The 26414-nt window shown below is 54.2% G+C and carries 26 protein-coding genes; 16 read left to right on the top strand and 10 right to left on the bottom strand.

Annotated features, from left to right (window positions below; genetic code table 11):
- The first annotated feature begins 109 nt into the window (after positions 1-109).
- From waaA to coaD, 3 genes are read left to right on the top strand one after another with little or no spacing between them, the layout of a single operon-like run.
- Positions 110-1387 carry a lipid IV(A) 3-deoxy-D-manno-octulosonic acid transferase gene (gene waaA / locus ACI2J2_RS23175; protein WP_209640118.1) on the top strand — a complete coding sequence of 426 codons (1278 nt, stop codon included), beginning with the start codon at positions 110-112 and terminating at the stop codon, positions 1385-1387.
- The gene (locus tag ACI2J2_RS23170) at positions 1388-2161 is read left to right on the top strand and encodes a glycosyltransferase family 2 protein (RefSeq protein ID WP_404760925.1); all 774 of its coding nucleotides are present in this window, start codon (positions 1388-1390) and stop codon (positions 2159-2161) included.
- 3 nt (positions 2162-2164) lie between these two features.
- Complete coding sequence (coaD, locus tag ACI2J2_RS23165) at positions 2165-2650, top strand: pantetheine-phosphate adenylyltransferase (protein ID WP_037421730.1); 486 nt, start codon at positions 2165-2167, stop codon at positions 2648-2650.
- Here the strand turns inward: coaD and mutM are convergent, their stop codons facing one another.
- The 4 genes from mutM to radC all read right to left on the bottom strand — a co-directional run bounded on the left by mutM (position 2651) and on the right by radC (position 4983).
- A complete protein-coding gene (gene mutM, locus ACI2J2_RS23160; RefSeq protein ID WP_209640123.1) occupies positions 2651-3460 on the bottom strand; it encodes a bifunctional DNA-formamidopyrimidine glycosylase/DNA-(apurinic or apyrimidinic site) lyase in 810 nt (269 codons plus the stop codon).
- 160 nt (positions 3461-3620) lie between these two features.
- Entirely contained in the window at positions 3621-3788 is a 168-nt protein-coding gene (rpmG, locus tag ACI2J2_RS23155) for a 50S ribosomal protein L33 (RefSeq protein WP_004392084.1), read from the bottom strand.
- An 11-nt stretch (positions 3789-3799) separates the two neighbouring features.
- Complete coding sequence (gene rpmB, locus ACI2J2_RS23150; RefSeq protein WP_004931195.1) at positions 3800-4036, bottom strand: 50S ribosomal protein L28; 237 nt, start codon at positions 4034-4036, stop codon at positions 3800-3802.
- 263 nt (positions 4037-4299) lie between these two features.
- Positions 4300-4983, bottom strand: a complete 684-nt coding sequence (gene radC, locus ACI2J2_RS23145) for a DNA repair protein RadC (protein ID WP_209640126.1) — start codon at positions 4981-4983, stop codon at positions 4300-4302.
- A 179-nt stretch (positions 4984-5162) separates the two neighbouring features.
- On the opposite strand from radC, the gene coaBC reads away from it, so the two are divergent.
- From coaBC to slmA, 3 genes are all read left to right on the top strand, one after another.
- Positions 5163-6380, top strand: coding sequence for a bifunctional phosphopantothenoylcysteine decarboxylase/phosphopantothenate--cysteine ligase CoaBC (gene coaBC / locus ACI2J2_RS23140; RefSeq protein WP_209640129.1), 1218 nt, complete (start codon positions 5163-5165; stop codon positions 6378-6380).
- On the top strand, positions 6358-6816 hold the full coding sequence (gene dut / locus ACI2J2_RS23135; protein WP_209640132.1) for a dUTP diphosphatase: 459 nt from the start codon (positions 6358-6360) through the stop codon (positions 6814-6816). The genes coaBC and dut overlap by 23 nt, the downstream gene beginning before the upstream one ends.
- Positions 6817-7076: 260 nt before the next feature.
- The gene (slmA, locus tag ACI2J2_RS23130) at positions 7077-7673 is read left to right on the top strand and encodes a nucleoid occlusion factor SlmA (RefSeq protein ID WP_037421744.1); all 597 of its coding nucleotides are present in this window, start codon (positions 7077-7079) and stop codon (positions 7671-7673) included.
- 47 nt (positions 7674-7720) lie between these two features.
- Here the strand turns inward: slmA and pyrE are convergent, their stop codons facing one another.
- Entirely contained in the window at positions 7721-8362 is a 642-nt protein-coding gene (gene pyrE, locus ACI2J2_RS23125; RefSeq protein WP_037421748.1) for an orotate phosphoribosyltransferase, read from the bottom strand.
- Between the two features lie 92 nt (positions 8363-8454).
- Positions 8455-9171 (bottom strand): ribonuclease PH, encoded by a 717-nt coding sequence (rph, locus tag ACI2J2_RS23120; protein ID WP_209640135.1) that lies wholly within the window; start codon positions 9169-9171, stop codon positions 8455-8457.
- A gap of 126 nt (positions 9172-9297) precedes the next feature.
- On the opposite strand from rph, the gene ACI2J2_RS23115 reads away from it, so the two are divergent.
- Both ACI2J2_RS23115 and ACI2J2_RS23110 read left to right on the top strand, forming a co-directional pair.
- Entirely contained in the window at positions 9298-10161 is an 864-nt protein-coding gene (locus ACI2J2_RS23115) for a YicC/YloC family endoribonuclease (protein WP_209640138.1), read from the top strand.
- A gap of 317 nt (positions 10162-10478) precedes the next feature.
- Positions 10479-11663 (top strand): NupC/NupG family nucleoside CNT transporter, encoded by a 1185-nt coding sequence (locus tag ACI2J2_RS23110; protein WP_404760924.1) that lies wholly within the window; start codon positions 10479-10481, stop codon positions 11661-11663.
- 32 nt (positions 11664-11695) lie between these two features.
- Here ACI2J2_RS23110 and ACI2J2_RS23105 read toward each other — a convergent pair whose 3' ends face one another.
- A complete protein-coding gene (locus tag ACI2J2_RS23105) occupies positions 11696-12130 on the bottom strand; it encodes a DUF3574 domain-containing protein (protein WP_209640144.1) in 435 nt (144 codons plus the stop codon).
- Positions 12131-12426: 296 nt separating this feature from the next.
- On the opposite strand from ACI2J2_RS23105, the gene ACI2J2_RS23100 reads away from it, so the two are divergent.
- Positions 12427-13044, top strand: a complete 618-nt coding sequence (locus ACI2J2_RS23100; RefSeq protein ID WP_209640147.1) for a trimeric intracellular cation channel family protein — start codon at positions 12427-12429, stop codon at positions 13042-13044.
- Positions 13045-13050: 6 nt separating this feature from the next.
- On the opposite strand, the gene ACI2J2_RS23095 is transcribed toward ACI2J2_RS23100, so the two are convergent.
- Positions 13051-13941: a LysR family transcriptional regulator gene (locus ACI2J2_RS23095; RefSeq protein ID WP_404760923.1), complete on the bottom strand. Its 891-nt coding sequence runs from the start codon at positions 13939-13941 to the stop codon at positions 13051-13053.
- Positions 13942-14057: 116 nt separating this feature from the next.
- Here ACI2J2_RS23095 and ACI2J2_RS23090 point away from each other — a divergent pair, with 116 nt between their 5' ends.
- Positions 14058-15614, top strand: a complete 1557-nt coding sequence (locus ACI2J2_RS23090; protein ID WP_404760922.1) for an MFS transporter — start codon at positions 14058-14060, stop codon at positions 15612-15614.
- Between the two features lie 7 nt (positions 15615-15621).
- Here the strand turns inward: ACI2J2_RS23090 and ligB are convergent, their stop codons facing one another.
- Positions 15622-17325 carry an NAD-dependent DNA ligase LigB gene (ligB, locus tag ACI2J2_RS23085; protein WP_404760921.1) on the bottom strand — a complete coding sequence of 568 codons (1704 nt, stop codon included), beginning with the start codon at positions 17323-17325 and terminating at the stop codon, positions 15622-15624.
- Between the two features lie 284 nt (positions 17326-17609).
- Between ligB and gmk the strand changes: the two genes are divergently transcribed.
- From gmk to recG, 5 genes are read left to right on the top strand one after another with little or no spacing between them, the layout of a single operon-like run.
- Positions 17610-18233 carry a guanylate kinase gene (gene gmk, locus ACI2J2_RS23080; RefSeq protein WP_041415115.1) on the top strand — a complete coding sequence of 208 codons (624 nt, stop codon included), beginning with the start codon at positions 17610-17612 and terminating at the stop codon, positions 18231-18233.
- Positions 18234-18287: 54 nt separating this feature from the next.
- On the top strand, positions 18288-18563 hold the full coding sequence (gene rpoZ, locus ACI2J2_RS23075; RefSeq protein ID WP_004953385.1) for a DNA-directed RNA polymerase subunit omega: 276 nt from the start codon (positions 18288-18290) through the stop codon (positions 18561-18563).
- 19 nt (positions 18564-18582) lie between these two features.
- Complete coding sequence (gene spoT, locus ACI2J2_RS23070; protein ID WP_209640156.1) at positions 18583-20694, top strand: bifunctional GTP diphosphokinase/guanosine-3',5'-bis pyrophosphate 3'-pyrophosphohydrolase; 2112 nt, start codon at positions 18583-18585, stop codon at positions 20692-20694.
- 5 nt (positions 20695-20699) lie between these two features.
- Positions 20700-21395, top strand: a complete 696-nt coding sequence (trmH, locus tag ACI2J2_RS23065) for a tRNA (guanosine(18)-2'-O)-methyltransferase TrmH (protein WP_209640160.1) — start codon at positions 20700-20702, stop codon at positions 21393-21395.
- On the top strand, positions 21392-23473 hold the full coding sequence (gene recG, locus ACI2J2_RS23060) for an ATP-dependent DNA helicase RecG (RefSeq protein WP_404760920.1): 2082 nt from the start codon (positions 21392-21394) through the stop codon (positions 23471-23473). The genes trmH and recG overlap by 4 nt, the downstream gene beginning before the upstream one ends.
- Before the next feature lie 57 nt (positions 23474-23530).
- On the opposite strand, the gene gltS is transcribed toward recG, so the two are convergent.
- Positions 23531-24742 carry a sodium/glutamate symporter gene (gene gltS / locus ACI2J2_RS23055; RefSeq protein WP_209640167.1) on the bottom strand — a complete coding sequence of 404 codons (1212 nt, stop codon included), beginning with the start codon at positions 24740-24742 and terminating at the stop codon, positions 23531-23533.
- A 242-nt stretch (positions 24743-24984) separates the two neighbouring features.
- On the opposite strand from gltS, the gene ACI2J2_RS23050 reads away from it, so the two are divergent.
- Positions 24985-26385, top strand: coding sequence for an NCS2 family protein (locus ACI2J2_RS23050; RefSeq protein ID WP_209640170.1), 1401 nt, complete (start codon positions 24985-24987; stop codon positions 26383-26385).
- The last annotated feature ends 29 nt before the right edge of the window (positions 26386-26414 follow it).

Genomic DNA, 26414 nt, shown 5'->3' with positions numbered 1-26414 from the left:
AAATCTCTCGCCTGTTGTCTGAAACTGACACCCAAGGTTACCAAATTAGCGCCTTTCCCTTCCAGTTATGGTACTATTCTGAATAACCCATATAAATGAAATTGATAGAATGTTGCTGCGTTTATATCAGGTACTACTCTACCTCATCCAACCCCTGATCTGGCTTCGCTTACTGTTGCGCAGCCGCAAAGCTCCAGCCTACCGTAAACGCTGGGCAGAACGCTATGGCTTCTGCGCCGGGAAAGTCGTTCCGGGCGGCATCATGCTACATTCCGTCTCCGTAGGTGAAACGCTGGCCGCTATTCCATTGGTCCGCGCGCTCCGCCACCGCTACCCTTATTTACCGATTACTGTGACCACGATGACGCCGACAGGTTCAGAGCGTGTGCAATCCGCCTTCGGTAAAGACGTTCACCATGTTTATCTGCCTTATGACCTGCCCGGTTCGATGCGCCGCTTCCTGGATCAAGTGAATCCAAAACTGGTCATCATTATGGAAACCGAGCTGTGGCCGAATCTGATCAACGCACTACACCAGCGTCAGATCCCTTTGGTGATCGCCAATGCCCGCCTTTCCGCCCGTTCTGCCGCCGGTTATAAAAAAATCGGCGGTTTTGTCCGTGATATGCTGCGCCGCATTACGCTGATCGCCGCACAAAATCAGGAAGACGGTGAGCGCTTTGTTGAACTTGGCCTTAAGCGCTCACAACTCACCGTGACCGGTAGCCTGAAGTTCGATATTTCCGTGACTCCAGAGCTGGCAGCGCGAGCCGTCACGTTGCGTCGTCAATGGGCACCGCGCCGCCCAGTGTGGATCGCCACCAGTACCCATGAGGGTGAAGAAAGTATTCTGCTGGCTGCGCACCGAAAACTGCTGGAAAAACACCCTGACTTGCTGCTGATCCTGGTACCACGTCATCCAGAACGCTTCTCTACCGCCAAAGAGCTGGTGCAAAAAGCCGGTTTCAGTTACACCCTGCGCAGCAGCGGCGAAATCCCTTCCGGCGGCACCCAGGTAGTAATCGGCGATACCATGGGTGAACTGATGTTGCTGTATGGCATTGCCGATCTGGCCTTTGTGGGTGGCAGCCTGGTGGAGCGCGGTGGGCATAACCCACTGGAAGCCGCCGCACACGCCATCCCCGTGCTGATGGGCCCCCATACTTTCAATTTTAAGGATATCTGCGCCAAGCTGTCGCAAGCCGGGGGATTGATCACCGTGGCCGACGAAGAATCGTTGGTCAAGGAAGTGACTACGCTACTTACCGACGAAGACTATCGTCGCTATTACGGCCGTCACGCGGTAGAAGTGCTGTATCAAAATCAGGGAGCGCTGCAGCGCCTGCTGCAACTGTTGGAACCGCACCTGCCGCCACGGAGCCATTAAATGAGCAACCGCAAAAGCCTGTCGGTGGTGATTATCGCCAAGAACGAAGCCGGGCTGCTGCCGGATTGTCTTCGCTCCGTAGCATGGGCAGATGAAATCATTCTGCTCGACTCAGGTAGCGAAGATAACAGTGTCGCCATTGCCGAAGATCTGGGTGCCAAAGTATTCACTCATACCGACTGGCAAGGTTTCGGCAAACAGCGTCAGTTGGCACAGAGTTACGCCTGCAACGACTATATTTTGATGATCGACGCCGATGAGCGTGTTACGCCCGAACTTCGCCAATCCATTGAACAGACACTCGCCGCACCGGACGATAACCACGTCTACAGCTGCGCGCGCCGTAACCTGTTCCTCGGGCGTTTTATGCGCCACAGCGGCTGGTACCCAGATCGTGTCAACCGTCTGTATGCCAACCGACGCTACCGCTATAACGACGATCTGGTACACGAATCACTTCATATCAACGGGGCGAAAGTCGTGCCGCTGAGCGGCGATCTGCTCCATCTGACCTGCCGTGATTTCTTTGCCTTTCAGCGTAAACAACTGCGTTATGCCGAAGAATGGGCCAATCAGCGCCATCTGGCCGGTAAGCGCTGCAGCTATGTTTCGATAATCACCCACACCCTGGGTGCGTTCTGCAAAACCTGGCTGCTGCGGGCTGGCTTCCTGGACGGTAAACAGGGGTTGCTGTTAGCGGTGGTTAACGCGCAATATACTTTCAATAAATATGCCGCACTCTGGGCATTGGGCCGCAACTATTCAGAGAAGTGAATCATGACCCGTAAAGCCATCTACCCCGGTACTTTCGATCCCATGACCAACGGCCACCTGGATTTGGTGACGCGTGCGTCAAAAATATTCGATCACGTCATCCTGGCTATCGCGGCCAGTCCGAGCAAAAAGCCACTGTTCACGCTGGAAGAGCGCGTAGACTTAGCCACTCAAGTGACGTCACACCTGGATAATGTGGAAGTATTGGGGTTCAGTGAACTGATGGCACATTTTGCCGCTCATCAGAATGCCAATATTCTGGTTCGCGGCCTGCGTGCAGTCTCTGACTTTGAATATGAGTTGCAGTTGGCGAATATGAACCGCCATTTGATGCCCACGCTGGAAAGCGTATTCCTGATGCCTTCCGAAGAGTGGTCGTTTATCTCTTCTTCTCTGGTAAAAGAAGTGGCACGTCACGGCGGCGATATCGCCCCTTTCTTGCCGGACGTGGTCACTCAGGCATTATTCGAGAAACTCGCCAAACAATAATCAACGCTGGCAACGCCGACAGAAGAAAGTACTGCGTTGCCCGTGCTTGGCCGATTCAATTGGCGTACCGCATACGCGGCAAGGTTCACCGGCCCGACCATATACCTGCAATTCCTGCGCGAAATAGCCAGGCTTGCCGTCCGACTGCAGGAAATCACGTAACGTCGTGCCTCCCTGCTCAATAGAACGCAGCAAGACAGCCTTAATGGTTTCCACCAGCACGTCAGCCTCCACTTTGCTTAACGAGCCTGCCGGGCGGTCTGGGAGGATCCTTGCGGTAAACAACGATTCGCTGGCGTAGATGTTGCCAACCCCCACCACCAGCTTGTTATCCATTAGCCAGGGTTTGATCAGCGTACGCTTGTTGCGAGATTTCTCGAACAGGTAGGCGCCGTTAAACGCATCACTCAAGGGTTCCGGTCCGAGATGGGCCAACACGTTGCTTGCCGCCAGATCGTCACACCATAGCCAGGCACCAAAGCGGCGCGGATCGGTATAACGCAGCGTCATACCATTGCTGATAACCAGGTCAACGTGGTCGTGTTTACCGGCTTCTGTCTCTTCGGCCAACATGCGCAGGCTGCCAGACATCCCCAGATGAACGATAATCCAGCCGCTCGCCAGTTCAATGAGAAGATACTTGGCGCGTCGCTGGACACTGAGTACCGGCTGGTCGCTCAGCGCCAGAATTTGCTCGGAAACGGGCCAGCGCAGACGTGCATTGCGCACCACGGCATATTGAATGCTATGACCGACAAGATAAGGTTCAATACCGCGACGGCTGGTCTCAACTTCTGGTAATTCAGGCATTCCACGCTCCCCTTTGCTTTTCTCTACCCTATGATTCCAAGCAGCACAGCTTATGTAGCTTCACATCCCCTGTAGCTCATTTATGTGAGTGACAGGCAATGGGTATCCCTTATAACGCAAAAAACCCGGCCAAGGCCGGGTTTTTATTAATCCACTAAAATTATTTAATTTTAGCTTCTTTGTAGATCACGTGCTGGCGGACAACTGGATCGAATTTCTTCAGTTCCAATTTTTCCGGCTTAGTACGCTTGTTCTTCGTGGTGGTATAGAAGTGACCAGTACCAGCAGAAGAAACCAGCTTGATCTTCTCGCGAACACCTTTAGCCATGATGCAGTTCCTTAATACTTCTCACCACGGGCACGCAGATCGGCCAAGACCGTCTCAATACCCTTCTTATCGATAACACGCATACCTTTAGCAGATACACGCAGCGTTACAAAGCGCTTCTCAGCCTCAACCCAAAAACGGTGTGAGTGCAGGTTCGGCAGAAAACGGCGTTTGGTCGCGTTCATTGCGTGGGAACGGTTGTTACCGCTCACCGGGCGCTTGCCAGTAACTTGGCAGACTCGGGACATGTCTATTCTCCAAAAATCAAATCAGCTCGAGCTTCGTATAGGGTATGGCCGCCTCGTCAGGCTTTTAGAGCCCATCTCAGCAAACTTCATACTGAGGAGACTCTCGTCATCAGGTCAGAAACCACACATCAGGTTAGAAACCTGCTGAGATAGGCTCTTACGCCAAACCCAAGATTCTCAAAGGTGGCGTAGTATACGCTCTGAAGCGTAAGTGCTCAAGTCCCGAACAGCTAAAGATCCCACAAGGATCGCGAAAAAATCGCTTAAAGCCATCCGCGCTCGGCAAAAGAGACGCATTCACCCCGACCTATCACCAAATGATCGAGCACTCGGATCTCCAATAACAGGCAGGCACTTACCACTTGCTCTGTTATTAAACGGTCGGCATGACTGGGTTCAGCCTTACCCGAAGGATGATTATGCGCCAGAATAATGGCGGCCGCATTAGCCTTCAACGCTTCGCGCACAATTTCTCTCGGGTATACGACAACGCTGCTGATGGTACCAGCAAACATCTCCTGATGGCGAATAACACGGTGCTGATTGTCTAAAAACAATACCAAAAACACTTCTCGCTCATGATGGGCCAGCAGGCTTTGCAAATAATGCTGGGTCATTTTGGGGTTAAGCATGGCATTTTCCTTTGCCAGATGGCTGGAAAAGAAGCGGAACGCCAACTCTGAAATGGCCTGAAGTTGGGTATAGCTGGCATTACCCAACCCCTTGTAGCTGCAAAAAACCGAATGATCCGCTGACATCAGATGATAAAGCGAGCCAAACTGCACCAGTAGCTCTTCCGCCAACTGCATAACATGCACGCCAGGAAACCCCGTGCGTAAAAAAATGGCTAACAGCTCTGCATCGGACAGCGCCGACGCGCCGTAGTGCAACAATTTTTCCCGTGGTGCCAGCGTATCTGGCCACAAGGTGATTACCTGACTGCTCATCATCGCCTCCCGAAAATGCCACAGCATGCCATGTGACAAAGAAGCCGACGACAGGTGCTTGATAACATTGCGAAGTGCTGCGCAACCTATGATGTAACGGGATGCAGATACAGTGGAATCGCTCACCCGCCTGGCGGTTATGCTAAAATGGCACATCTTTCGGATTCAATCGGACAATCATGATGACGGGACTCTCCGGCAAACATATTGTACTGGGTATCAGTGGCGGTATCGCCGCTTACAAATGCCCGGAACTGGTACGTCGCCTGCGTGACAGAGGCGCGGAAGTGCGTGTGATAATGACCCATGCGGCGAAGGCCTTTATTACGCCGTTGACGCTACAGGCCGTGTCCGGTTATCCGGTCTCAGATGATCTGCTGGATCCCGCAGCCGAAGCCGCGATGGGCCATATCGAGCTCGGCAAATGGGCGGACCTGGTCATACTGGCACCGGCCACCGCCGATCTGCTGGCACGCGTCGCCGCTGGCATGGCCAACGACCTGCTGACAACGGTTTGCCTGGCCACCGCTGCACCGATCGCCGCAGCACCTGCCATGAACCAACAGATGTACCGCGCCGCCGCTACCCAGGCCAATCTGCAAACCCTGCAGGCTCGCGGTATGCTGCTGTGGGGGCCAGATAGCGGTAGTCAAGCCTGTGGCGACGTCGGCCCAGGCCGCATGATTGATCCGCTGGATATCGTTGAACTGGCAAACAATCATTTCTCCGCACCGCAAGATCTGCAACATTTGAAGATTATGCTCACCGCCGGTCCAACCCGTGAAGCGCTGGACCCGGTGCGTTTTATCAGCAATCACAGTTCAGGTAAAATGGGCTTTGCCATCGCCCGGGCCGCCGCAGCACGCGGTGCGCAGGTCACGTTGATTGCCGGGCCGGTTAACCAACCGACACCACCACATGTCACCCGGGTAGATGTCATCAGCGCGTTGGAAATGGAGCAGGCAGTGCAGCAACGCGCCGCTCAGCAGGATATTTTTATTTCCTGTGCGGCCGTGGCCGATTACCGTGCCGAACAAATTTCCGATGAAAAAATAAAAAAACAGGGTGATGAAATCATCCTCAAAATGGTAAAAAACCCCGATATCGTTGCAGGCGTCGCAGCGATGACGAAAAAACGCCCCTTTGTCGTGGGGTTTGCCGCCGAAACCCAGAATGTGGAAGAATACGCGCGACAAAAACTGGCGCGTAAGAAATTGGATTTAATTTGCGCCAATGATGTATCGCTTGCAGAGCATGGGTTTAACAGCGACACCAATGCCTTGCACCTTTTTTGGCAGGATGGAGAAAAGCGCCTGGCGCTGAGCGACAAAGCACTCCTTGGCCAACGTTTAATAGACGAGATAGTCAGCCGTTATGATGAAAAAAATCGACGTTAAAATCCTCGACCCGCGTATTGGAAAGGATTTCCCTTTACCGACCTACGCAACCCCAGGCTCGGCAGGTCTCGATCTGCGTGCCTGCCTGGACAACGCCGAAGAACTGGCACCGGGTGAAACCACGTTGTTACCTACCGGTTTGGCTATCCACATCGCCGACACGAGTCTGGCTGCGGTGATCCTGCCGCGTTCCGGTTTAGGTCATAAGCACGGTGTGGTACTGGGCAATCTGGTCGGCCTGATCGACTCTGATTACCAGGGCCAACTGATGGTTTCCGTCTGGAACCGTGGCCAGAAATCCTTCACGATTGAACCCGGTGAACGCATCGCACAGATGGTATTTGTGCCTGTTGTACAAGCCGAATTCAATCTGGTTGAAGAGTTCGACAGCAGTGAACGTGGCGAAGGCGGCTTTGGCCATTCCGGTCGCCAGTAAGCGCTGCTCAATACCTAAGTACCGACAAGGAAACGTCGCCTGAAACCTTGCCACCTCAGAGAGAAGGACATCTCTACGGCAAGGTTTGGCCGACAACGATTACAGCGCACACCAGGGCGCATGGAGAGTACAGGTCGTTAAGGCCGCTGACCCCAGCATCGTAAAAAAGCTATCACATAAGCCCTACAGAGAACGCTCTGTAACGGCCGGTGCCCGGGTTTCCGAAAGTCTAAGCAGTTTTAGCAAGGGTCTAATCAGACATGGCAGAAAAAGAAAATACCAAAAGGAACCGGCGCGAGGAAATACTGCAGGCATTAGCCCAGATGCTGGAGTCCAGCGACGGCAACCAGCGTATTACCACCGCTAAACTTGCCGCTAACGTTGGCGTCTCCGAAGCTGCACTCTACCGGCACTTTCCAAGCAAGACACGGATGTTCGACAGTCTGATCGAATTTATTGAAGACAGCCTGATAACGCGCATCAACCTGATCCTGCAGGACGAAAAAGAGACCTTTAACCGCCTGCGTCTGATTTTGCTGTTGGTACTGGGATTCGCCGAACGCAACCCTGGCCTGACGCGTATTATGACCGGTCACGCACTTATGTTTGAACAGGATCGGCTGCAGGGGAGAATCAATCAGCTGTTTGAACGCATTGAGGCACAGCTGCGCCAGGTGCTGAAAGAACGCAAGCTACGTGAAGGTAAAGGTTTTATCGTAGATGAGACGCTGTTGGCCAGCCAACTGCTGGCCTTCTGCGAAGGTATGCTATCACGCTACGTTCGTTCCGAATTCCGCTACCGCCCAACACAAGAGTTCGAAGGGCGTTGGCCACTGCTGGCGGCACAGCTGCAATAAACCTTACGCCGGGCGCGTTTTGCGCGCCCGGCTGAATAAAGCGTGCGTTAAACGCCGTACTGCTCGCGATAAGCACGCACCGCCGCCAGGTGATCGGCCATTTCCGGTTTTTCTTCCAGATAAACAATCAAATCCTTCAGCGTCACGATGGAAATCACCTTACAGTGATAATCGCGCTCAACTTCCTGAATAGCAGAGATATCCGCACGACCCCGTTCCTGACGGTCAAGCGAGATCAGTACCCCGGCCAACGTCGCACCGCCTGCACCAATGATTTCCATCGATTCACGGATCGCCGTTCCGGCAGTGATCACATCGTCTACCAGCATGACACGGCCCTGCAGCGGACTGCCCACCAGCGTCCCGCCTTCACCGTGAGTTTTGGCTTCTTTGCGGTTAAAGCAGTAAGGGACATCACGGTCATGATGTTCCGCCAGTGCAACAGCCGTGGTCGTGGCGATAGGAATCCCTTTGTAAGCCGGGCCAAACAGCAAATCGAATTCGATGCCAGAATCAATCAATGCTTCGGCGTAGAAGCGCCCTAACAGCGCAAGATCACGCCCAGTATTAAACAAACCGGCATTAAAGAAATACGGGCTGGTACGGCCGGATTTCAGGGTGAACTCGCCGAATTTCAATACCTGCTTGTTAAGCGCGAACTCGATAAACTGGCGCTGATAGGCTTTCATTACTGCTTCTCCTCATCTGGTCGGTTAGATCTGTGAATACTGCCACCCGAACGCCGGGCGTAAAAAAGGCGACTCTTGAGTCGCCTTAAAAATTAATCTGCCAGCGCCGCTTTCTGCGCCTGGAAGATGGTTTCGATGCCCCCTCGGGCCAGCGCCAATAGCGCCAATAGCTCGTCGTGGCTAAACGGCTCACCCTCGGCGGTGCCTTGCACCTCGATCATGCGACCATCTTCCATCATCACTACATTCATATCCGTTTCTGCTGCGGAGTCCTCGACGTACTCCAAATCACACAGCGCTTCGCCGTTAACGATACCGACGGAAACCGCCGCAACCAACCCTTTCATTGGGTTGGCTTTCAGCTTGCCATTGGCCACCAGCGCATTTAGCGCATCAGCCAGCGCAACGCAGGCACCGGAAATAGACGCGGTGCGGGTACCGCCGTCAGCCTGCAATACGTCGCAGTCGAGCGTGATGGTGAATTCACCGAGTTTTTTCAGATCAACCGCCGCACGTAGCGAACGGGCGATCAAACGCTGAATTTCCAGCGTGCGGCCGCCCTGCTTGCCTTTGGCCGCTTCGCGGGCGTTACGGCTGTGGGTAGAGCGCGGCAGCATGCCGTACTCAGCGGTGATCCACCCTTGCCCCTGACCCTTCAGGAAGCGCGGAACGCCCTCTTCTACTGTGGCGGTGCACAAAACTTTGGTATCGCCAAACTCAACCAGCACTGAGCCTTCAGCGTGTTTGGTATAGTGACGGGTCAGTGTCAGTGGGCGAACTTGTTGTGGTGCTCTGCCTGCAGGACGCATGGGCTCTCTCCGGCTTCTAATCAACGTTTGGCTGCGCATTATACGGGCTTCGTGACGTAATGCCTATCCTGCCCGCAGGTCCAACGCTATAATCGGTTCATCTTTTCCTATTACGGGTACGCATCAATGATCCGCAGCATGACCGCCTACGCCCGGCGTGAAATCAAGGGTGAATGGGGCAGCGCAGCTTGGGAGCTGCGTTCCGTGAACCAACGCTATCTAGAAACCTACATCCGTCTGCCGGAACAATTCCGCAGCCTGGAGCCGGTGATCCGCGAACGTATCCGTGGTCGCCTGACCCGCGGTAAAGTGGAGTGCAACCTGCGTTTCGAACTGGATCCGAGCGCACAAAGCTCAATGATCCTGAACGAAAAACTGGCAAAGCAGCTGGTTGAGGCTGCTAACTGGGTCAAAATGCAGAGCGACGAAGGTGAAATTGACCCTATCGACGTACTGCGCTGGCCTGGTGTGATGTCCGCCCAAGAGCAGGATCTGGACGCTATCAGCGCACAGCTGATGCAGGCACTGGATGGCGCACTGGATGACTTCATCATTGCGCGTGAAAGCGAAGGTACTGCACTAAAATTGCTGATCGAACAGCGTTTGGACGGCGTCAGCGCCGAAGTGGTCAAGGTACGCGCTCAAATGCCCAACATCCTGCAATGGCAGCGTGAGCGTCTGGTCAGCAAACTGGAAGAGGCTCAGGTGCAGTTGGAAAACACCCGCCTGGAGCAAGAGCTGGTGCTGATGGCGCAACGTATTGACGTCGCCGAAGAACTGGACCGCCTGGAAGCCCACGTAAAAGAAACGCACAACATCCTGAAGAAAAAAGAAGCCGTGGGCCGCCGCCTCGACTTTATGATGCAGGAATTCAACCGCGAATCTAATACCTTGGCGTCCAAGTCGATCAATGCCGAAGTCACCACTTCCGCTATCGAGCTGAAAGTGCTGATCGAGCAGATGCGCGAGCAGATCCAAAACATCGAGTGATACGTTCCTTCATTCGTATAAGCCCGCATTCGCGGGCTTTTTTACGACTATGTTCTGGGTAGCGCGGCATTCCCAATGTTTATTCCCCGACGTTAAGCCGGCCAACATCGCGAACCATAAAGAAATGCACGCCGGATGCTACGTGGGGATTGGCATTGTTTATGAAAAACTGTGACTAAGAGGCCATAGAGGGTCATTGGCAACGTATCTCGCTGGCTGAAAGTATTTTATTCCAATTATCACCCAAGGTAATGAAAGGCGGGCCAAGCTGTGGCTAAATGTGTTTTTTCCTGCCCGTTTAGCCGTACGGACTCTTTATGCCACAAATTCTGCAATTTATTTTTGCCCTGGTGGTGATCATCGCCCTGGCGCTGCTGGTCAGCAACGACCGTAAAAAAATACGCCTGCGTTATATTATTCAGCTTCTGGTCATTGAAGGCGCACTCGCCTATTTCTTTCTGCATTCCGAAAGCGGTCTCGGCGTCATCAAGCACGTCGCTGGCTTCTTTGAAACACTGCTGACATATGCCGCGCAAGGCTCTGATTTTGTGTTTGGCGGTATGAGCAAAGACGGATTGGCATTTATCTTCCTTGGTGTTTTGTGCCCGATTATCTTTATTTCCGCGCTCATCGGTATTTTGCAGCATTTCCGCATTTTGCCGCTGATCATCCGCCTGGTCGGCACCTTGCTGTCCAAGGTTAACGGCATGGGCAAGCTGGAGTCGTTCAACGCCGTCAGCACGCTGGTGCTTGGGCAGTCGGAAAACTTTATCGCCTACAAAGGCATCATCGGTGATATTTCGCCACGCCGCATGTACACCATGGCAGCAACCGCCATGTCGACGGTATCCATGTCTATCGTGGGTGCCTATATGTCGATGATCGATGCGCAATATGTGGTCGCGGCCCTGATCCTCAACATGTTCAGTACCTTTATTATTCTGTCGATCATCAACCCTTATCAGTTGGACGATGAACCTGAGCTAAAACTGAACAAGCTGCATGAGGATCAGAGCTTCTTCGAAATGCTGGGTGAATACATTTTAGCGGGCTTCAAGATCGCGATGATTATCGCTGCCATGCTGATTGGCTTTATTGCGCTTATTTCTGCGGTAAATGCTTTATTCTCCGCCTTGTTCGGCATCAGCTTCCAGCAAATTCTGGGCTACATATTCTACCCATTAGCTTGGCTGATCGGCATTCCAGCACCTGATGCGCTGCGTGCTGGCAGCATTATGGCGACGAAACTGGTAGCCAATGAATTTGTGGCAATGATCGAGCTGAAGAAAATTGCGGCGGAAATGTCACCGCGGGGCCTGGGTATCTTGTCGGTATTCCTGGTGTCCTTCGCCAACTTTGCTTCAATCGGCATTGTCGCCGGGGCGATCAAAGGGCTTAACGAGCGACAGGGCAACGTGGTGTCTCGTTTTGGTCTGAAGCTGGTTTACGGTTCAACGCTGGTTAGCCTGCTTTCAGCGGCCATCGCCGGGCTGGTGCTGTAAACAAACCTCCCGGCCTGCGGGCCGGGGGTCAATCAGAACGCTACACACACTGGCGCGTCCACGCGCATCACGGAATCCTGCGCAAACTGTTGCTTATAGCTGCTTCGCAGCGCCTCTATATTGGTTTCACTTTCATTTCCCGACGCATGAATCAGCATCAGCGCTTTGCTGTTTTCGCGTGCCAACTTGCCGTCATGACCCAACCATTGCCCTTTAGCGTCAAATACCGACAGCCCGTCTTTAAAGCGTGGCGTCACCTGCCGATCAACAAAACTCTGCCACTCTGCAGCACCAATCGCCGGCCCGGTCGGGCGATTCAGGCCGAAATAAAGCGTCGTCTGCGTCATGGGATCGCCCACACGGCAGCTCGCCACTTTTTGCGGCGCACTGTGCTGAACCGGAGCAACACAACCGTTCAAGAAGAAGAGCGTCGCTACGGCCGTCATTAGCAGGGGGGTTCTTTTCATTTTATCTTCATGTTCCTCATTATTGAGTATCATTAACCTGGAGATGCACCATCAGCACACCGCTGCGTGATCACATGCAAGAAGCATAGTTAGCAACAGAAACTAACGCGAAATACCTAATGCTTCTATGAATAAATAAAGCTGATTAAAGGCGATAAACCAGTAAAGTAAAACGCGAAAGGATTAATTAAAGTAATCCGAAATGTCATCAGTTAGAAAAACTCAGTAGCGACAGACCCCGCAGGCGATTACCCTTTCACCATGACACTCATTCCCGCCCATCCTGTGAATACCTTATGTTATTGAGCATTCTTTATATCATCGGCATCACTGCCGAAGCCATGACCGGCGCATTGGCTGCTGGCCGTCGTCAAATGGATATGTTTGGCGTAATCATTATCGCTTCGGCCACGGCAATCGGCGGCGGTTCAGTGCGCGATATGCTGCTCGGGCATTTCCCGCTGGGATGGGTAAAACATCCTGAATATATCGTTATCGTTGCGATTGCTGCGATTGTGACCACCTGGTTTGCACCGTTAATGCGGCACCTGCGTCGGCTGTTTCTGGTGCTGGATGCCGTTGGCCTGATTGTGTTTTCAATCATCGGTGCGCAAGTTGCTCTGGATATGGGCCACGGTGCCATCATCGCGGCCATTGCCGCCGTGATCACCGGCGTATTCGGCGGTGTACTGCGCGATATGCTCTGCAACCGTATTCCGTTGGTATTCCAGAAAGAAATCTACGCCGGTATTTCCTTTGCCGCAGCCTGGCTATACATCGGCCTGCAACACTTGAGTCTGCCGCATAATATGGTGGTAATCATCACCCTGGTTGCTGGTCTCAGCGCCCGGTTGATCGCCCTGCGTTTTCGTCTGGGTCTGCCGGTATTTAATTATCAGCACCCGGACCATTAACCGGGTTCAGCGCAGCGGCAACATATGCTGTGCCAGGTAGTCGACGAAGACTCGAACCTTGGGCAGCATATGTCGGTTTGACGGCCATAGCGCGGAGAAAAACCCCTGTTCCTGCGTGTGTTGCTCCAACACGGGAACCAGCCGCCGTGCATCAACCGGCTGACATAGCGTAAAATCCGGCAGATAAGCGATGCCCAACCCTTCTTGGGCGGCATGAATCAGCGCTTCAATGCTGTTAAAACTCAGCGTCACCGGTATTCGAAGGGAAACAGGCTCACCCTCTGACAGGTTCCACGCCTGCAGTTGCTGGCCACCCGGGTAGCGGTAACGTAAGCAGGCATGGTTAAGCAAGTCTTCAGGCCTCTGGGGCATGCCACGGCGCTGGAAGTACTCCGGTGCCCCCGTCAGTATCAGCCGGAACGGCCCCAATCTGCGAGCCATCAGCCGAGAGTCCGCCAGCTCGCCACCGCGCACCGCCACATCAATGCCTTCAGCGATCAGATCTACTATCCGGTCATTAAAGTCCACATCCAACTCCACCTCGGGATAAAGCGCGGTAAACTCAGAAAGCAGCGGCACCAGCATCCGATAGCCAACCGCCGGCATACTCACCCGCAGCTTGCCACGTGGCGCATCAGAGATCCTGGCCATTTCAGCCTCGGCATTTTCAATTTCACTAACAATGCGCTGGCAACGTTCAAAAAAAAGGGCGCCTTCGTCGGTCAAATTGATGCGACGGGTGCTGCGGTTAAACAACCTGACGCCCAATGACTCCTCCAGCCTGGCTACGCTTTTCCCTACCGCAGAAGCCGATATGCCTAACCGTTCACCAGCGGCAACAAAGCTGCGTAGCTCGGCAGCGCGAACAAAAGCCAATAAACCGCTGAGGCTATCCATAGAGGCTCCAATTAGAGAGTTATTGTCCTTAAAGAGTGGAATAAAGCCCTATTTTTAGCCAATTAAATCCACCCTATCATCCAACCCAGCCAACAATGCTTTAGCTGGAGCTAACCATGACTAAACCTCTGAGCCTTCCAGAGCCCCACCCAACGCTGCCTGCTCACCCCCAGCGCTGGATCATCCTGTTCTCCGTTTGCCTGGCAGGGTTAATCATGCCGATTAACTTTACCGGGCCGGCAGTTTCTCTACCTGCTATCGCCACCAGCCTGGGCGGCAGTGCAGTGGCCCTCAACTGGGTCACTAACGCCTTTATGCTAACTTTCGGCTGCAGTCTGATGATCGCCGGTGCGCTCGCCGATCGCTTTGGTCGTAAACGCATATTCGTCAGTGGCCTGGCGGTACTGACGCTGAGTTCACTGATCATGCTGGCGGTTCGGGACATTATTGCCTTTGATCTGATCCGCGCCTTGCAAGGCTTTGCCGCAGCGGCAGCATTTGCCGGAGGAACTGCAGGCCTGGCGCAGGTGTTTGATGGCGCTGAACGTACCAAAGCCTTCAGCCTGCTGGGCACTACGTTTGGCGTCGGGCTGGCATTTGGCCCGGTGATGGCCGGTTTTTTGGTACAGCACTTTGGCTGGCACTCGATTTTTACCAGCGTGTCGTTACTCAGCGCCATCGCCCTGGCGACCGGCACACGCTATATGCATGAATCGCGCGATCCGGCAGCAGCCAAACTTGATTGGCTCGGCGCGGTGGCCTTCACCCTGGCTTTGACGCTGTTGACTTACGCCATCATTCAGGCTCCCGAAAGCGGCTGGAATAGCCATGGGATCATCGCGCTGTTCTGTAGCGCGCTACTTTCAATGCTGGCCTTTGTTCTGATCGAACGCCGTGTGCGCAGACCGATGCTCGATCTGTCTTTATTCCGCTATCCGCGCTTTGTCGGCGTGCAGTTTCTGGCCGCCGCCCCTGCCTATTCTTATGTTGTGCTGCTGGTTTTACTCCCGTTACGTTTTATTGGCGTCGAGGGTTACAGCCCCCTTGATACTGGCATCATTATGCTCGCACTCTCTGCGCCGCTATTAGTGTTACCGATGCTGGCTGGCTTACTAGCGCACCGCTTTTCCGCCGGTATCATTGCCAGTGTGGGCTTACTGATCTGCGCCTTCGGGCTGGTAGGGTTAGCTCAATATGCATCAGGGCAGCCATTTTATAGGCTGATCCTGCCGCTACTGATCATTGGCTGCGGCATCAGCCTGCCCTGGGGCCTGATGGATGGCCTGGCGGTCAGCGTGGTACCGAAGGAACGCGCAGGCATGGCCACCGGTATTTTCAGCACCATTCGGGTCGCGGGCGAAGGCATCGCACTGGCCGTCGTGGGTGCCTTGCTGGCGACCTTGGTTGAACGGCATCTGCCAGTCATGCCACTGGCCGACACTGTCGCCGGGGCTCACCGGTTAGCGATGGGCGATCTGCCCCAGGCCGCGGCACTGCTGAAGATAGATGCTGTAGCGTTAAAGCAGAGCTACGAAGCTGCGTTTCATAGCTTGCTGTATATTCTGGCCCTGCTGGCAGCCATATCCGGGGGCATCGTTTTTGTTTTTCTACGCCATACCTCACCGTCCCCGCTGGCAACGTTGAAGTCCATTGCCGACGAGCCTGCAGAGTAATGTCACATCACTGGATATTGGCAAAGCCCTCAATTTCTTGGGATGCCAACGTACCGATCAGATCCAGAACTGGCGGATGCTGGAAAAACTCGACAATTTGTTGTGCCCTTTTAGCGCCTATATCCGCTACTTTACGCCACGCATCAGGGGATATTTGCTGGGTCTGATGCCAATTTTTCAGCGTCATCGCTTGCTGCGGGGACAGCGGTGCACCTAAAGCAACTAGCCAACGCGCGAAAGACTGCTGCCGCGCCAGCTGAAATTGCCGGTGAATACTCTGTCCGCGCTTGTCGCCTATGCCGGGGGTCAACATCAGTTGCTCTTGCGTCAGCACCAACCAATCCAGCAGGTGTCGTACCAATCCCCGGTCAATCAGCGTCAGCCAGGTAGATTCACTGACGCCTCGAAGATTCAGCCCCTGCGGGCCACTTAACCACGCCAACCGGGCAAGAAATTGCTGACGGCAATCAGGCTGCCAGCTGAAACAACTCAACGGATGGTAACGTTCAGCGGATGGGGCACTGGGCACCGACCTATCCGTTCCCCGCCAAACCACGTTATTAAGATGCGGAATGCCGTGCCCCATCAGGCTGATCGTGACCTGATCGCCGGGTACAATCGCCAAGTGCCGCCAACGGGGTAAGGAACCGAGGTTCACCCGTGTTACCCATTTATCGTCCATCCTGAGGGGCTCTAGCCTTAACACAACGGCAATTTTTCCGGTGCGGCCAATATTGAAATCAACGCCATTGACCCGCGCGACCTGCTGTGTCGGGGGATACTTCCAGGCGACGGCCCAACCACCGGGTTTCGCTTGCCAGTAACGGCCACTCGGTGAGCTAGCCTGATGAATCACCACACCATCGGTGACAAACGGCAACGCGGCTTGATACCAACGTATGCGCCATTGTTGCACCTCGGCTAATGAGTTCACCGGCTGCGAGTAAGCCAGTGCCAGAGGAAAGCCCATTGCAGCAAGCTGTCCTAAACGCTGCGCCATGTCCTGCGGACCGTCTGGCCAAGCCCAGACAAACAGACCAATCTGCTGCAGTAGTGGCGAGAGCTTATTTTGCATCAGAGCTCCAGCGACCTTGGCCCGGGCGTTGAGACCACCACTGAGCTTTTGTTGGTGATCGTTCATCATCAGAAACAGCTCTCCCTGCAGCACCAGCGTCTGTGGGGCATTTTTAATGCTGGCAGGCACCGCCGGTATAGCCCGCACCTTTTCCAGCCAGTTTTCGCCTTTCAGTCCGTTTCCCCGGCTAATCGCCGACGTTAATTTTCCGTCACGATAAACCAGCGTGATAGCGACGCCGTCCACTTTTGGCTGAACCCAGAGATCGCGACGGCCATTTACCCACTGGGCCACAGCCGCAGAATCCGGCAGTTTGCGCAACCCGGTATGTGCAACGGGATGCGGGACCTTGCCCGGAACCAAAAGCGGAGTGAACTCATCTGCTGGCGCTGTCCCAGCACAACGTCGCCATATCTGCAGTTTTTTTTGCAGACCGTCATACACCTCATCTTCAATTAAACTGTTGCCCTGCTGGTGATACGCCACATCCCAACGCTCAAGCTGGTTTTTTAGCGTACTAATCTCCAGTTGCAGCCGCTCTGGCCGCCACGTTGGGCAGTTTTCCGCCCACAGGTCTCCACTGAATACCAATCCGCACAGCAGAGTCATTCCGATACGCCCGGCACCTTTGTACATTGTGCACCTCCCTGATAACCGGCAGTAAAACCACAACGTCAGGAGGCGGCAATGCCCAATCAGCCGTTCCACAAAGCAGCTCGAGAAAGATTTGGCACATTGCAGAAAACCGAAGAAATTTAGCGATACGCTGCGCAAACCTGCCAGTTTGAGGTTTTTTCAGCACAAAGAGACGGGCAAAATGCGAGCTAACGCTGCACCCGACGCGTTAGCCGTGTATACTGTGCGGAGAAAATACACATCCGCTGTTATTGGCATATCAACCGCTATCAACGAACATCATCATGGCTCAAGGCACGCTTTATATTGTCTCTGCCCCTAGCGGCGCAGGGAAATCAAGTCTGATTCAGGCTTTGTTAAAGACGCAACCGCTGTACGACACACAGGTTTCGGTTTCGCACACCACGCGCGACAGCCGCCCGGGTGAACAACATGGCGATCATTATTTCTTCGTCTCAAAAGAAGAATTCTGCCGAATGATTGAGCAGGATGCGTTTCTTGAGCACGCCGAAGTGTTCGGCAACTATTACGGTACGTCACGTGCGGCTATTGAACAGGTGCTGTCGACCGGCGTAGACGTTTTCCTGGACATAGACTGGCAAGGCGCACAGCAAATCCGCGCCAAAATGCCGCAAGCGCGCAGCATCTTTATTTTGCCGCCGTCAAAGGAAGAACTTGGTCGTCGCCTGCGTGGCCGCGGACAAGACTCTGATGAAGTGATCGCCAAGCGCATGGCGCAAGCTGTGGCAGAGATGACACACTACGCGGAGTATGATTATTTAATTGTGAACGATGATTTCGATCTGGCCCTGTCCGATCTGAAAACCATTATTCGCGCCGAACGCCTGCGTTTAGGCCGCCAATTACTGCGGCATGACGCTTTAATCAGCAAACTATTGGCAGACTGAAGACAGTTTCAGTATTATGCCCAGTCTTTTCGTCACCTGTGGAGTAGCACAAATATGGCACGCGTAACTGTTCAAGACGCTGTAGAGAAAATTGGTAACCGTTTTGACCTGGTGTTGGTCGCTGCTCGTCGGGCACGTCAAATCCAGACTGGCGGTAAAGATGCACTTGTTCCTGAAGAAAACGACAAGTACACCGTTATCGCACTGCGCGAAATCGAAGAAGGCCTGATCACCAGCCAGATCCTCGATGTTCGTGATCGTCAGGAACAGCAAGAGCAAGAAGCCGCTGAAATTCAAGCGGTTACCGCGATTGCTGAAGGTCGTCGTTAATTAGACTGCGAGTCTGCCTTTGTACCTGTTTGAAAGCCTGAATCTGCTGATTCAACGTTACTTGCCTGAGGAGCAGATTAAGCGCCTCAAACAGGCATACCTCGTTGCACGTGATGCTCACGAGGGACAGACACGCTCCAGCGGTGAGCCCTACATTACTCACCCGGTCGCCGTGGCCTGTATTCTGGCGGAAATGCGTCTCGATCATGAGACGCTGATGGCAGCCCTGCTGCACGACGTCATCGAAGACACCCCGGCCACCTATCAGGATATGGAACAGCTATTCGGCAAAAGCGTCGCCGAATTGGTTGAAGGCGTATCCAAGCTCGACAAACTGAAATTCCAGGATAAAAAAGAAGCTCAGGCGGAAAACTTCCGCAAGATGATCATGGCGATGGTGCAGGATATCCGCGTCGTGTTGATCAAGCTGGCCGACCGTACGCACAACATGCGCACCCTCGGTTCGCTACGCCCCGACAAACGGCGGCGTATCGCGCGTGAAACCCTGGAAATTTACAGCCCTCTGGCCCATCGTCTGGGTATTCACCACCTTAAAACCGAGCTGGAAGAGCTGGGCTTTGAAGCGTTGTACCCAAACCGCTACCGCGTCATCAAAGAAGTGGTGAAAGCCGCACGCGGTAACCGTAAAGAGATGATCCAGAAGATTCTCGCCGAGATCGAAGGCCGGTTGACCGAAGCCGGTATTCCTTGCCGCGTCAGCGGTCGGGAAAAACACCTGTATTCCATCTACCTCAAGATGCACCTGAAAGAACAGCGTTTCCATTCAATTATGGATATTTACGCGTTCCGTGTAATCGTGAAGGAAGTCGATACCTGCTACCGCGTACTGGGCCAGGCTCACAGCCTGTATAAACCACGCCCGGGTCGGGTAAAAGACTATATTGCCATTCCCAAGGCCAACGGTTATCAATCGCTGCACACTTCATTGATCGGCCCACATGGTGTGCCGGTAGAGGTGCAGATCCGTACTGAAGATATGGATCAGATGGCCGAAATGGGGGTTGCCGCGCACTGGGCTTATAAAGAAAAAGAACAGGGCGAAACCGGCACGACGGCACAAATCCGTGCTCAGCGCTGGATGCAAAGCTTGCTGGAACTACAACAAAGTGCCGGCAGCTCGTTTGAATTTATCGAGAGCGTCAAATCCGATCTGTTCCCAGATGAGATTTACGTTTTCACCCCAGAGGGGCGCATCGTTGAATTGCCTGCAGGGGCCACACCGGTCGATTTCGCCTATGCGGTGCACACGGATATTGGCCATGCCTGTGTCGGTGCGCGCGTCGATCGCCAGCCGTATCCGCTGTCGCAGTCACTGACCAGCGGCCAAACGGTCGAAATCATCACGGCCCCGGGTGCGCGACCAAACGCCGCCTGGCTCAACTTTGTTGTCAGCTCAAAAGCACGCGCCAAAATTCGCCAGATGTTGAAAAACCTCAAGCGCGACGACTCAGTCGGCCTCGGCCGTCGTTTGTTGAATCATGCACTGGGCGGCAGTCGCAAACTGGCAGAGATCCCACAAGAGAATATCCAACACGAGTTGGATCGCATGAAGCTGGCGACGCTGGACGATCTGCTGGCAGAAATTGGCCTGGGTAACGCCATGAGCGTTGTGGTAGCGAAAAACTTGCAGGGTGACCAGTCCAATCTGGGGTCATCCTCCGGGGTTCGTAACCTGGCGATCAAGGGTGCCGATGGCGTGCTGATCACCTTCGCAAAATGCTGTCGACCGATTCCGGGTGACCCGATCATTGCCCATGTCAGCCCAGGAAAAGGCTTGGTGATCCACCATGAATCCTGCCGGAATATCCGCGGCTACCAAAAAGAGCCTGAGAAATTCATGGCGGTAGAATGGGATAAAGACATCGAGCAAGAATTTATCGCCGAAATCAAAGTGGACATGTTTAACCATCAGGGCGCGCTGGCCAACCTGACGGCGGCCATCAATGCGGCTGAGTCCAATATTCAAAGCCTGAATACCGAAGAAAAAGACGGTCGGGTTTACAGCGCCTTTATCCGCTTGACCACCCGTAATCGTATTCATCTGGCAAATATTATGCGTAAAATCCGTATCATGCCGGATGTCATTAAAGTTAACCGTAACCGAAATTAGCGCCTATGAGCCCTGAACGCTATGCGCGGATTTGTGAAATGCTGGCTACCCGGCAGCCGGATCTGACGGTCTGCCTGGAACAGGTGCATAAACCGCATAACGTCTCCGCCATTATCCGCACCGCCGACGCCGTCGGCGTGCATCAGGTGCATGCAGTATGGCCAACCACACGCATGCGTACCCTGGTTTCCTCCGCAGCGGGCAGTAACAGCTGGGTTAATGTAAAAACCCATCGCACCATCGCCGACGCGGTGACCCACCTGAAAGCTCAAGGTATGCAAATTCTGGCGACTAACCTCTCAGATCGTGCCGTGGATTTCCGCGAGGTGGATTACACCCGCCCTACCTGTGTGTTATTGGGCCAGGAAAAAACCGGTATTACCGAAGAAGCCCTACAGCTTGCCGATCAGGACATCATTATCCCGATGATCGGTATGGTGCAATCACTCAACGTCTCCGTCGCCTCAGCACTGATCCTGTATGAAGCGCAACGCCAGCGACAAAATGCCGGTCTGTATCGCCGCGAGCACAGCATGCTCGATGAGGAAGAACAGCAGCGCCTGTTGTTTGAAGGTGGTTACCCGGTGCTGGCCAACGTGGCAAAACGTAAAAAACTGCCGCGCCCGCACATTGACGAACAAGGCCAAGTGATCGCCGATGCCGAATGGTGGGCAACCATGCAAGCCACGGTACGCAAATGAAAGGCCGCCTGCTGGATGCTGTCCCACTCACCACACTTTCCGGGGTTGGTGCCAGCCAGGCGGGAAAACTGGCCAAAATTGGCCTGGAAACCATTCAGGATCTGCTGCTCCACCTGCCGCTACGCTACGAAGACCGCACCCGGCTTTATCCAATTAACGACCTGCAGCCGGGCATTTTTGCCACGGTAGAAGGCGAAGTTCTGCGTACTGACATCAGTTTTGGTCGTCGACGCATGCTAACTTGCCAGATCAGTGACGGCACCGGCTTGCTCACCATGCGCTTCTTTAACTTCAATGCGGCGATGAAAAATAGCCTGGCAACAGGCCGTCGCGTAACCGCCTATGGTGAAGTTAAACGCGGTAATCATGGCGCAGAAATTATCCACCCGGAATACCGTATTCAGGGGGAAAGCAGCGAGGTTGAGCTGCAAGAATCACTGACCCCGGTCTATCCAACCACCGAAGGCATACGGCAGGCCACGCTTCGCAAGCTGACCGATCAAGCGCTGGAATTGCTGGATACCTGTGCGATTACCGAGCTGCTGCCATCGGAGTTGAGCGGTGGCTTAATGAGCCTGCCGGAGGCGTTGCATACTCTGCACCGCCCACCGCCGGATATCCAATTGGCAGATTTGGAGCTAGGTAAACACCCCGCACAAAAACGCCTGATCATGGAAGAGCTGCTGGCACATAACCTCAGTATGCTGGCGGTACGCGCCGGTGCGCAAAGCTATCAGGCGCTCCCCCTGATGCCGGACGACCGGCTTAAAAAACAATTCCTCGCCCAACTGCCCTTTGCCCCCACCGGCGCGCAAGATCGCGTGGTGGCCGACATCGAGGCCGATTTGCAAAAAAGCTTCCCGATGATGCGGCTGGTGCAGGGCGACGTTGGCTCAGGCAAAACGCTGGTCGCGGCATTAGCGGCACTGCGCGCTATCGCCCACGGCAAGCAGGTGGCATTAATGGCACCTACCGAACTGCTGGCCGAACAACACGCCAACAACTTCCGCCAGTGGTTTGAACCCTTGGGATTAGAAGTCGGCTGGCTGGCGGGTAAGCAAAAAGGCAAGGCGCGCATCGCGCAACAAGAAGCGATTGCCAGCGGGCAGGTCTCCATGGTGGTTGGTACCCACGCCATCTTCCAGGAACAGGTACAATTTTCCGGCCTGGCGCTGGTGATCATCGATGAGCAGCATCGGTTTGGCGTACACCAGCGCTTAGCGCTGTGGGAGAAAGGCGAAGAGCAAGGTTTCCATGCCCACCAGTTGATCATGACTGCCACGCCAATCCCTCGCACGCTGGCGATGACGGCCTATGCCGATCTCGACACATCGGTCATAGACGAACTGCCACCGGGCAGAACGCCGGTCACCACCGTCGCCATTCCGGACACTCGGCGTGCCGATATCATTCAACGGGTAAAAAGCGCCTGTATGGAAGAAGGGCGGCAGGCGTACTGGGTTTGTACACTGATAGAAGAGTCTGAGCTGTTGGAAGCTCAGGCGGCGGAAGCCACGTGGGAAGAATTGAAAACCGCGCTGCCAGAGCTGAAAGTGGCGCTGGTGCACGGACGCATGAAAGCACAAGAGAAGCAGGCGGTAATGCAGGCCTTTAAACAAGGCGAACTGCAACTGTTGGTGGCTACGACGGTGATCGAGGTGGGTGTTGACGTGCCAAATGCCAGCCTGATGATCATCGAAAACCCAGAGCGGTTGGGGCTGGCACAGTTGCATCAGTTACGTGGCCGTGTGGGCCGTGGCGCTGTGGCATCACACTGTGTTCTGTTGTACAAGACGCCGTTAAGCAAAACCGCTCAGCAGCGCCTGCAAGTACTGCGGGACAGCAATGACGGCTTTGTTATTGCCCAGCGCGATCTGGAAATTCGTGGGCCAGGCGAGCTCTTGGGCACACGCCAAACCGGCAGTGCAGAGTTTAAAGTGGCTGACTTACTGCGCGACCAGGCGATGATCCCGGAAGTACAACACGTCGCCCGCCATATCCACCAACAGTACCCGGAACATGCCCGCGCGCTGGTTGAGCGCTGGTTACCTGAGAAAGCTCGCTACTCCAACGCCTGACATTCAGGCATAGAAAAGGCGCCCGCAGGCGCCTTTTTCGTTATGACGGCCGGTGAATCAGCCAATCGCCGGGAACACCGGCAACAGCAGATACAGTTTAATCACAATCGCGTTGGCGATATCAATAAAGAACGCCCCCACCATTGGCACCACCAGAAACGCCAGGTGCGATGGGCCGAAGCGATCGGTAATCGCCTGCATATTGGCTATCGCCGTCGGCGTCGCACCCATACCAAAGCCACAGTGACCCGCAGCCAGTACCGCGGCATCGTAATTTTTACCCATCACCCGGTAGGTAACAAAGATTGCGTACAGTGCCATCACCAACGTCTGTACTGCCAGGATCGCCAGCATTGGCAGTGCCAACGAAGCCAATTCCCACAAGCGCAGACTCATCAACGCCATCGCCAGGAACAGCGACAGGCTAACGTTGCCCAGCACCGATACTGCACGCTCAAACACAGTATAGAAACCGGTGAAGGCCAGTGTGTTACTGAGGATCACACCAACAAACAGCACACAGACAAAGTTTGGCAGTTCAAACACCGTGCCACTCAATAAGCCGGAAATAAACTGACCCAGGCTCAAACAGATGGCAATCATCGCGATGGTTTCAATCATGACCAGCGAGGTAATCAAACGGCCGCTTTCCGGTTTTTCAAAACCGCTTGGCTGAACGCTGTCATCCGGAGACCCTTCCGGTGTAGAAGAGTGCTTCACCAGATAACGCGCCACAGGACCGCCGATCAGGCCGCCCAAAACCAACCCGAAGGTGGCGCAGGCCATCGCAACTTCCGTGGCATTTTCAAAGCCGTAACGCTCAATGAACAGCTTGCTCCAGGCCGCCCCGGTGCCGTGGCCGCCGGACAGGGTAATGGAACCGGCGATCAGACCCATCAACGGGTCCAGACCCAGCATTTTTGCCATGCCGATGCCGATCGCGTTCTGCACCAGCAGCAAGCCCAGCACGACAAACAGAAATACCATCAATGCCTTACCGCCCGCACGCAGCCGCGCCAGGTTGGCATTGAGACCAATAGTGGCAAAGAAGGCCAGCATCAAAGGGTCTTTCAGCGACATATCGAAGCTGATTTCCCAGTTAGCGAATTTTTTCAGGGCTAATAACAGGATAGCCACCAGCAAGCCACCGGCGACAGGTGCGGGAATGGTGTATTTTCTTAACAGAGGGATGCTTGTGACGCATTTGCCCCCAAGGAGCAAAACCAATGTTGCCGCGACTAACGTGCCATAAGTATCAAGATGAAACATCCAGGTACTCCATGTAAGGGAAAAGATCCAATTAATAAATAATAAGTTATAGAAAACCGCTTAGTTTTTAAAACTTGATGAGTGCAGGATTAGAAGTAAAAAACGCTGATAACACAAGAAAAAATGAACGAAAATGCGACATAACCGCCGATAATGCTAACAGAATAGTAACGCGCAACCGTTTGCTTTTGCGGGGTAAATCATTAAAATGCCTGCTTTGCCGTTTCCGGAAATGCCACATCATGACCATGCCATCCGCCGAGCTCGATGCAGAGCAAAAAGCCTCCTCAACGCCGCGCAATAGCGAACTCATTTATCGCCTGGAAGACCGACCGCCATTGCCGCAAACCCTGTTTGCCGCTGGTCAGCACCTGCTGGCGATGTTTGTTGCGGTAATCACCCCTGCTCTGTTGATCTGCCAGGCATTAGGTCTACCGGCACAAGACACCCAGCACATCATCAGCATGTCATTGTTCGCTTCCGGTTTGGCTTCCATCCTACAAATTAAAACCTGGGGACCGGTCGGTTCTGGCTTGCTCTCGATTCAAGGCACCAGCTTTAACTTCGTTTCACCGCTGATTATGGGTGGGCTGGCATTGAAAAACGGGGGGGCCGATGTCCCTACAATGATGGCGGCACTGTTCGGCACACTGATGGTCGCCTCCTGCACCGAAATCCTGTTATCGCGCGTGCTGCATCTGGCGCGTCGCATCATCACCCCGCTGGTTTCTGGCATTGTGGTGATGATTATCGGTTTGTCGCTGATCCAGGTTGGGCTAACCTCCATCGGTGGCGGCTATGCCGCGATGAATGATCACAGCTTTGGCGCGCCAAAAAACCTGATGTTGGCCGGGGCCGTACTCTTGGTCATTATTCTGCTTAACCGCCAGCGTAACCCCTACCTTCGCGTCGCCTCGTTGGTGATCGCCATGGCGGTCGGTTACCTTTTGGCTTGGGTCATGGGGATGTTGCCAGACACTCAGCCGGCCACCGAGACAGCCGCAATTATCATCCCAACGCCGCTGTATTACGGTTTGGGCTTTGACTGGAACCTGCTGCTACCGCTGATGCTGATCTTTATGGTCACGTCATTGGAAACCATCGGGGATATCACCGCGACCTCTGACGTATCGGAACAACCGGTGAGCGGCCCGCTGTATATGAAGCGCCTGAAGGGTGGCGTGCTCGCCAATGGCCTGAACTCCATGCTGTCCGCAGTATTCAATACGTTCCCCAACTCGTGCTTTGGTCAGAACAATGGCGTGATCCAACTGACGGGTGTTGCCAGTCGCTATGTGGGTTTTGTGGTGGCATTGATGCTGATCGCGCTGGGCTTGTTCCCGGCGGTGGCCGGTTTCGTGCAACACATTCCTGAGCCGGTACTGGGCGGTGCGACCCTCGTGATGTTCGGCACCATTGCCGCATCGGGTGTGCGCATCGTGTCGCGTGAACGACTGAACCGCCGCGCGATCATGATCATGGCACTCTCCCTGGCCGTTGGCATGGGCGTTTCTCAGCAACCGCTGATCTTACAGTTCGCACCGGATTGGCTGAAAACCCTGCTCTCTTCAGGCATTGCCGCTGGCGGTATTACCGCTATCGTGCTGAACCTGTTATTCCCGCACGAACACGAAAAGCAATAATCGCCACATTGCTTATCAAACGGCCGCTT

The sequence above is a fragment of the Serratia sp. NPDC087055 genome (assembly GCF_044900985.1).
Taxonomy (GTDB): Bacteria; Pseudomonadota; Gammaproteobacteria; order Enterobacterales; family Enterobacteriaceae; genus Serratia.
This window is presented reverse-complemented; position numbering and strand designations above follow the sequence as displayed.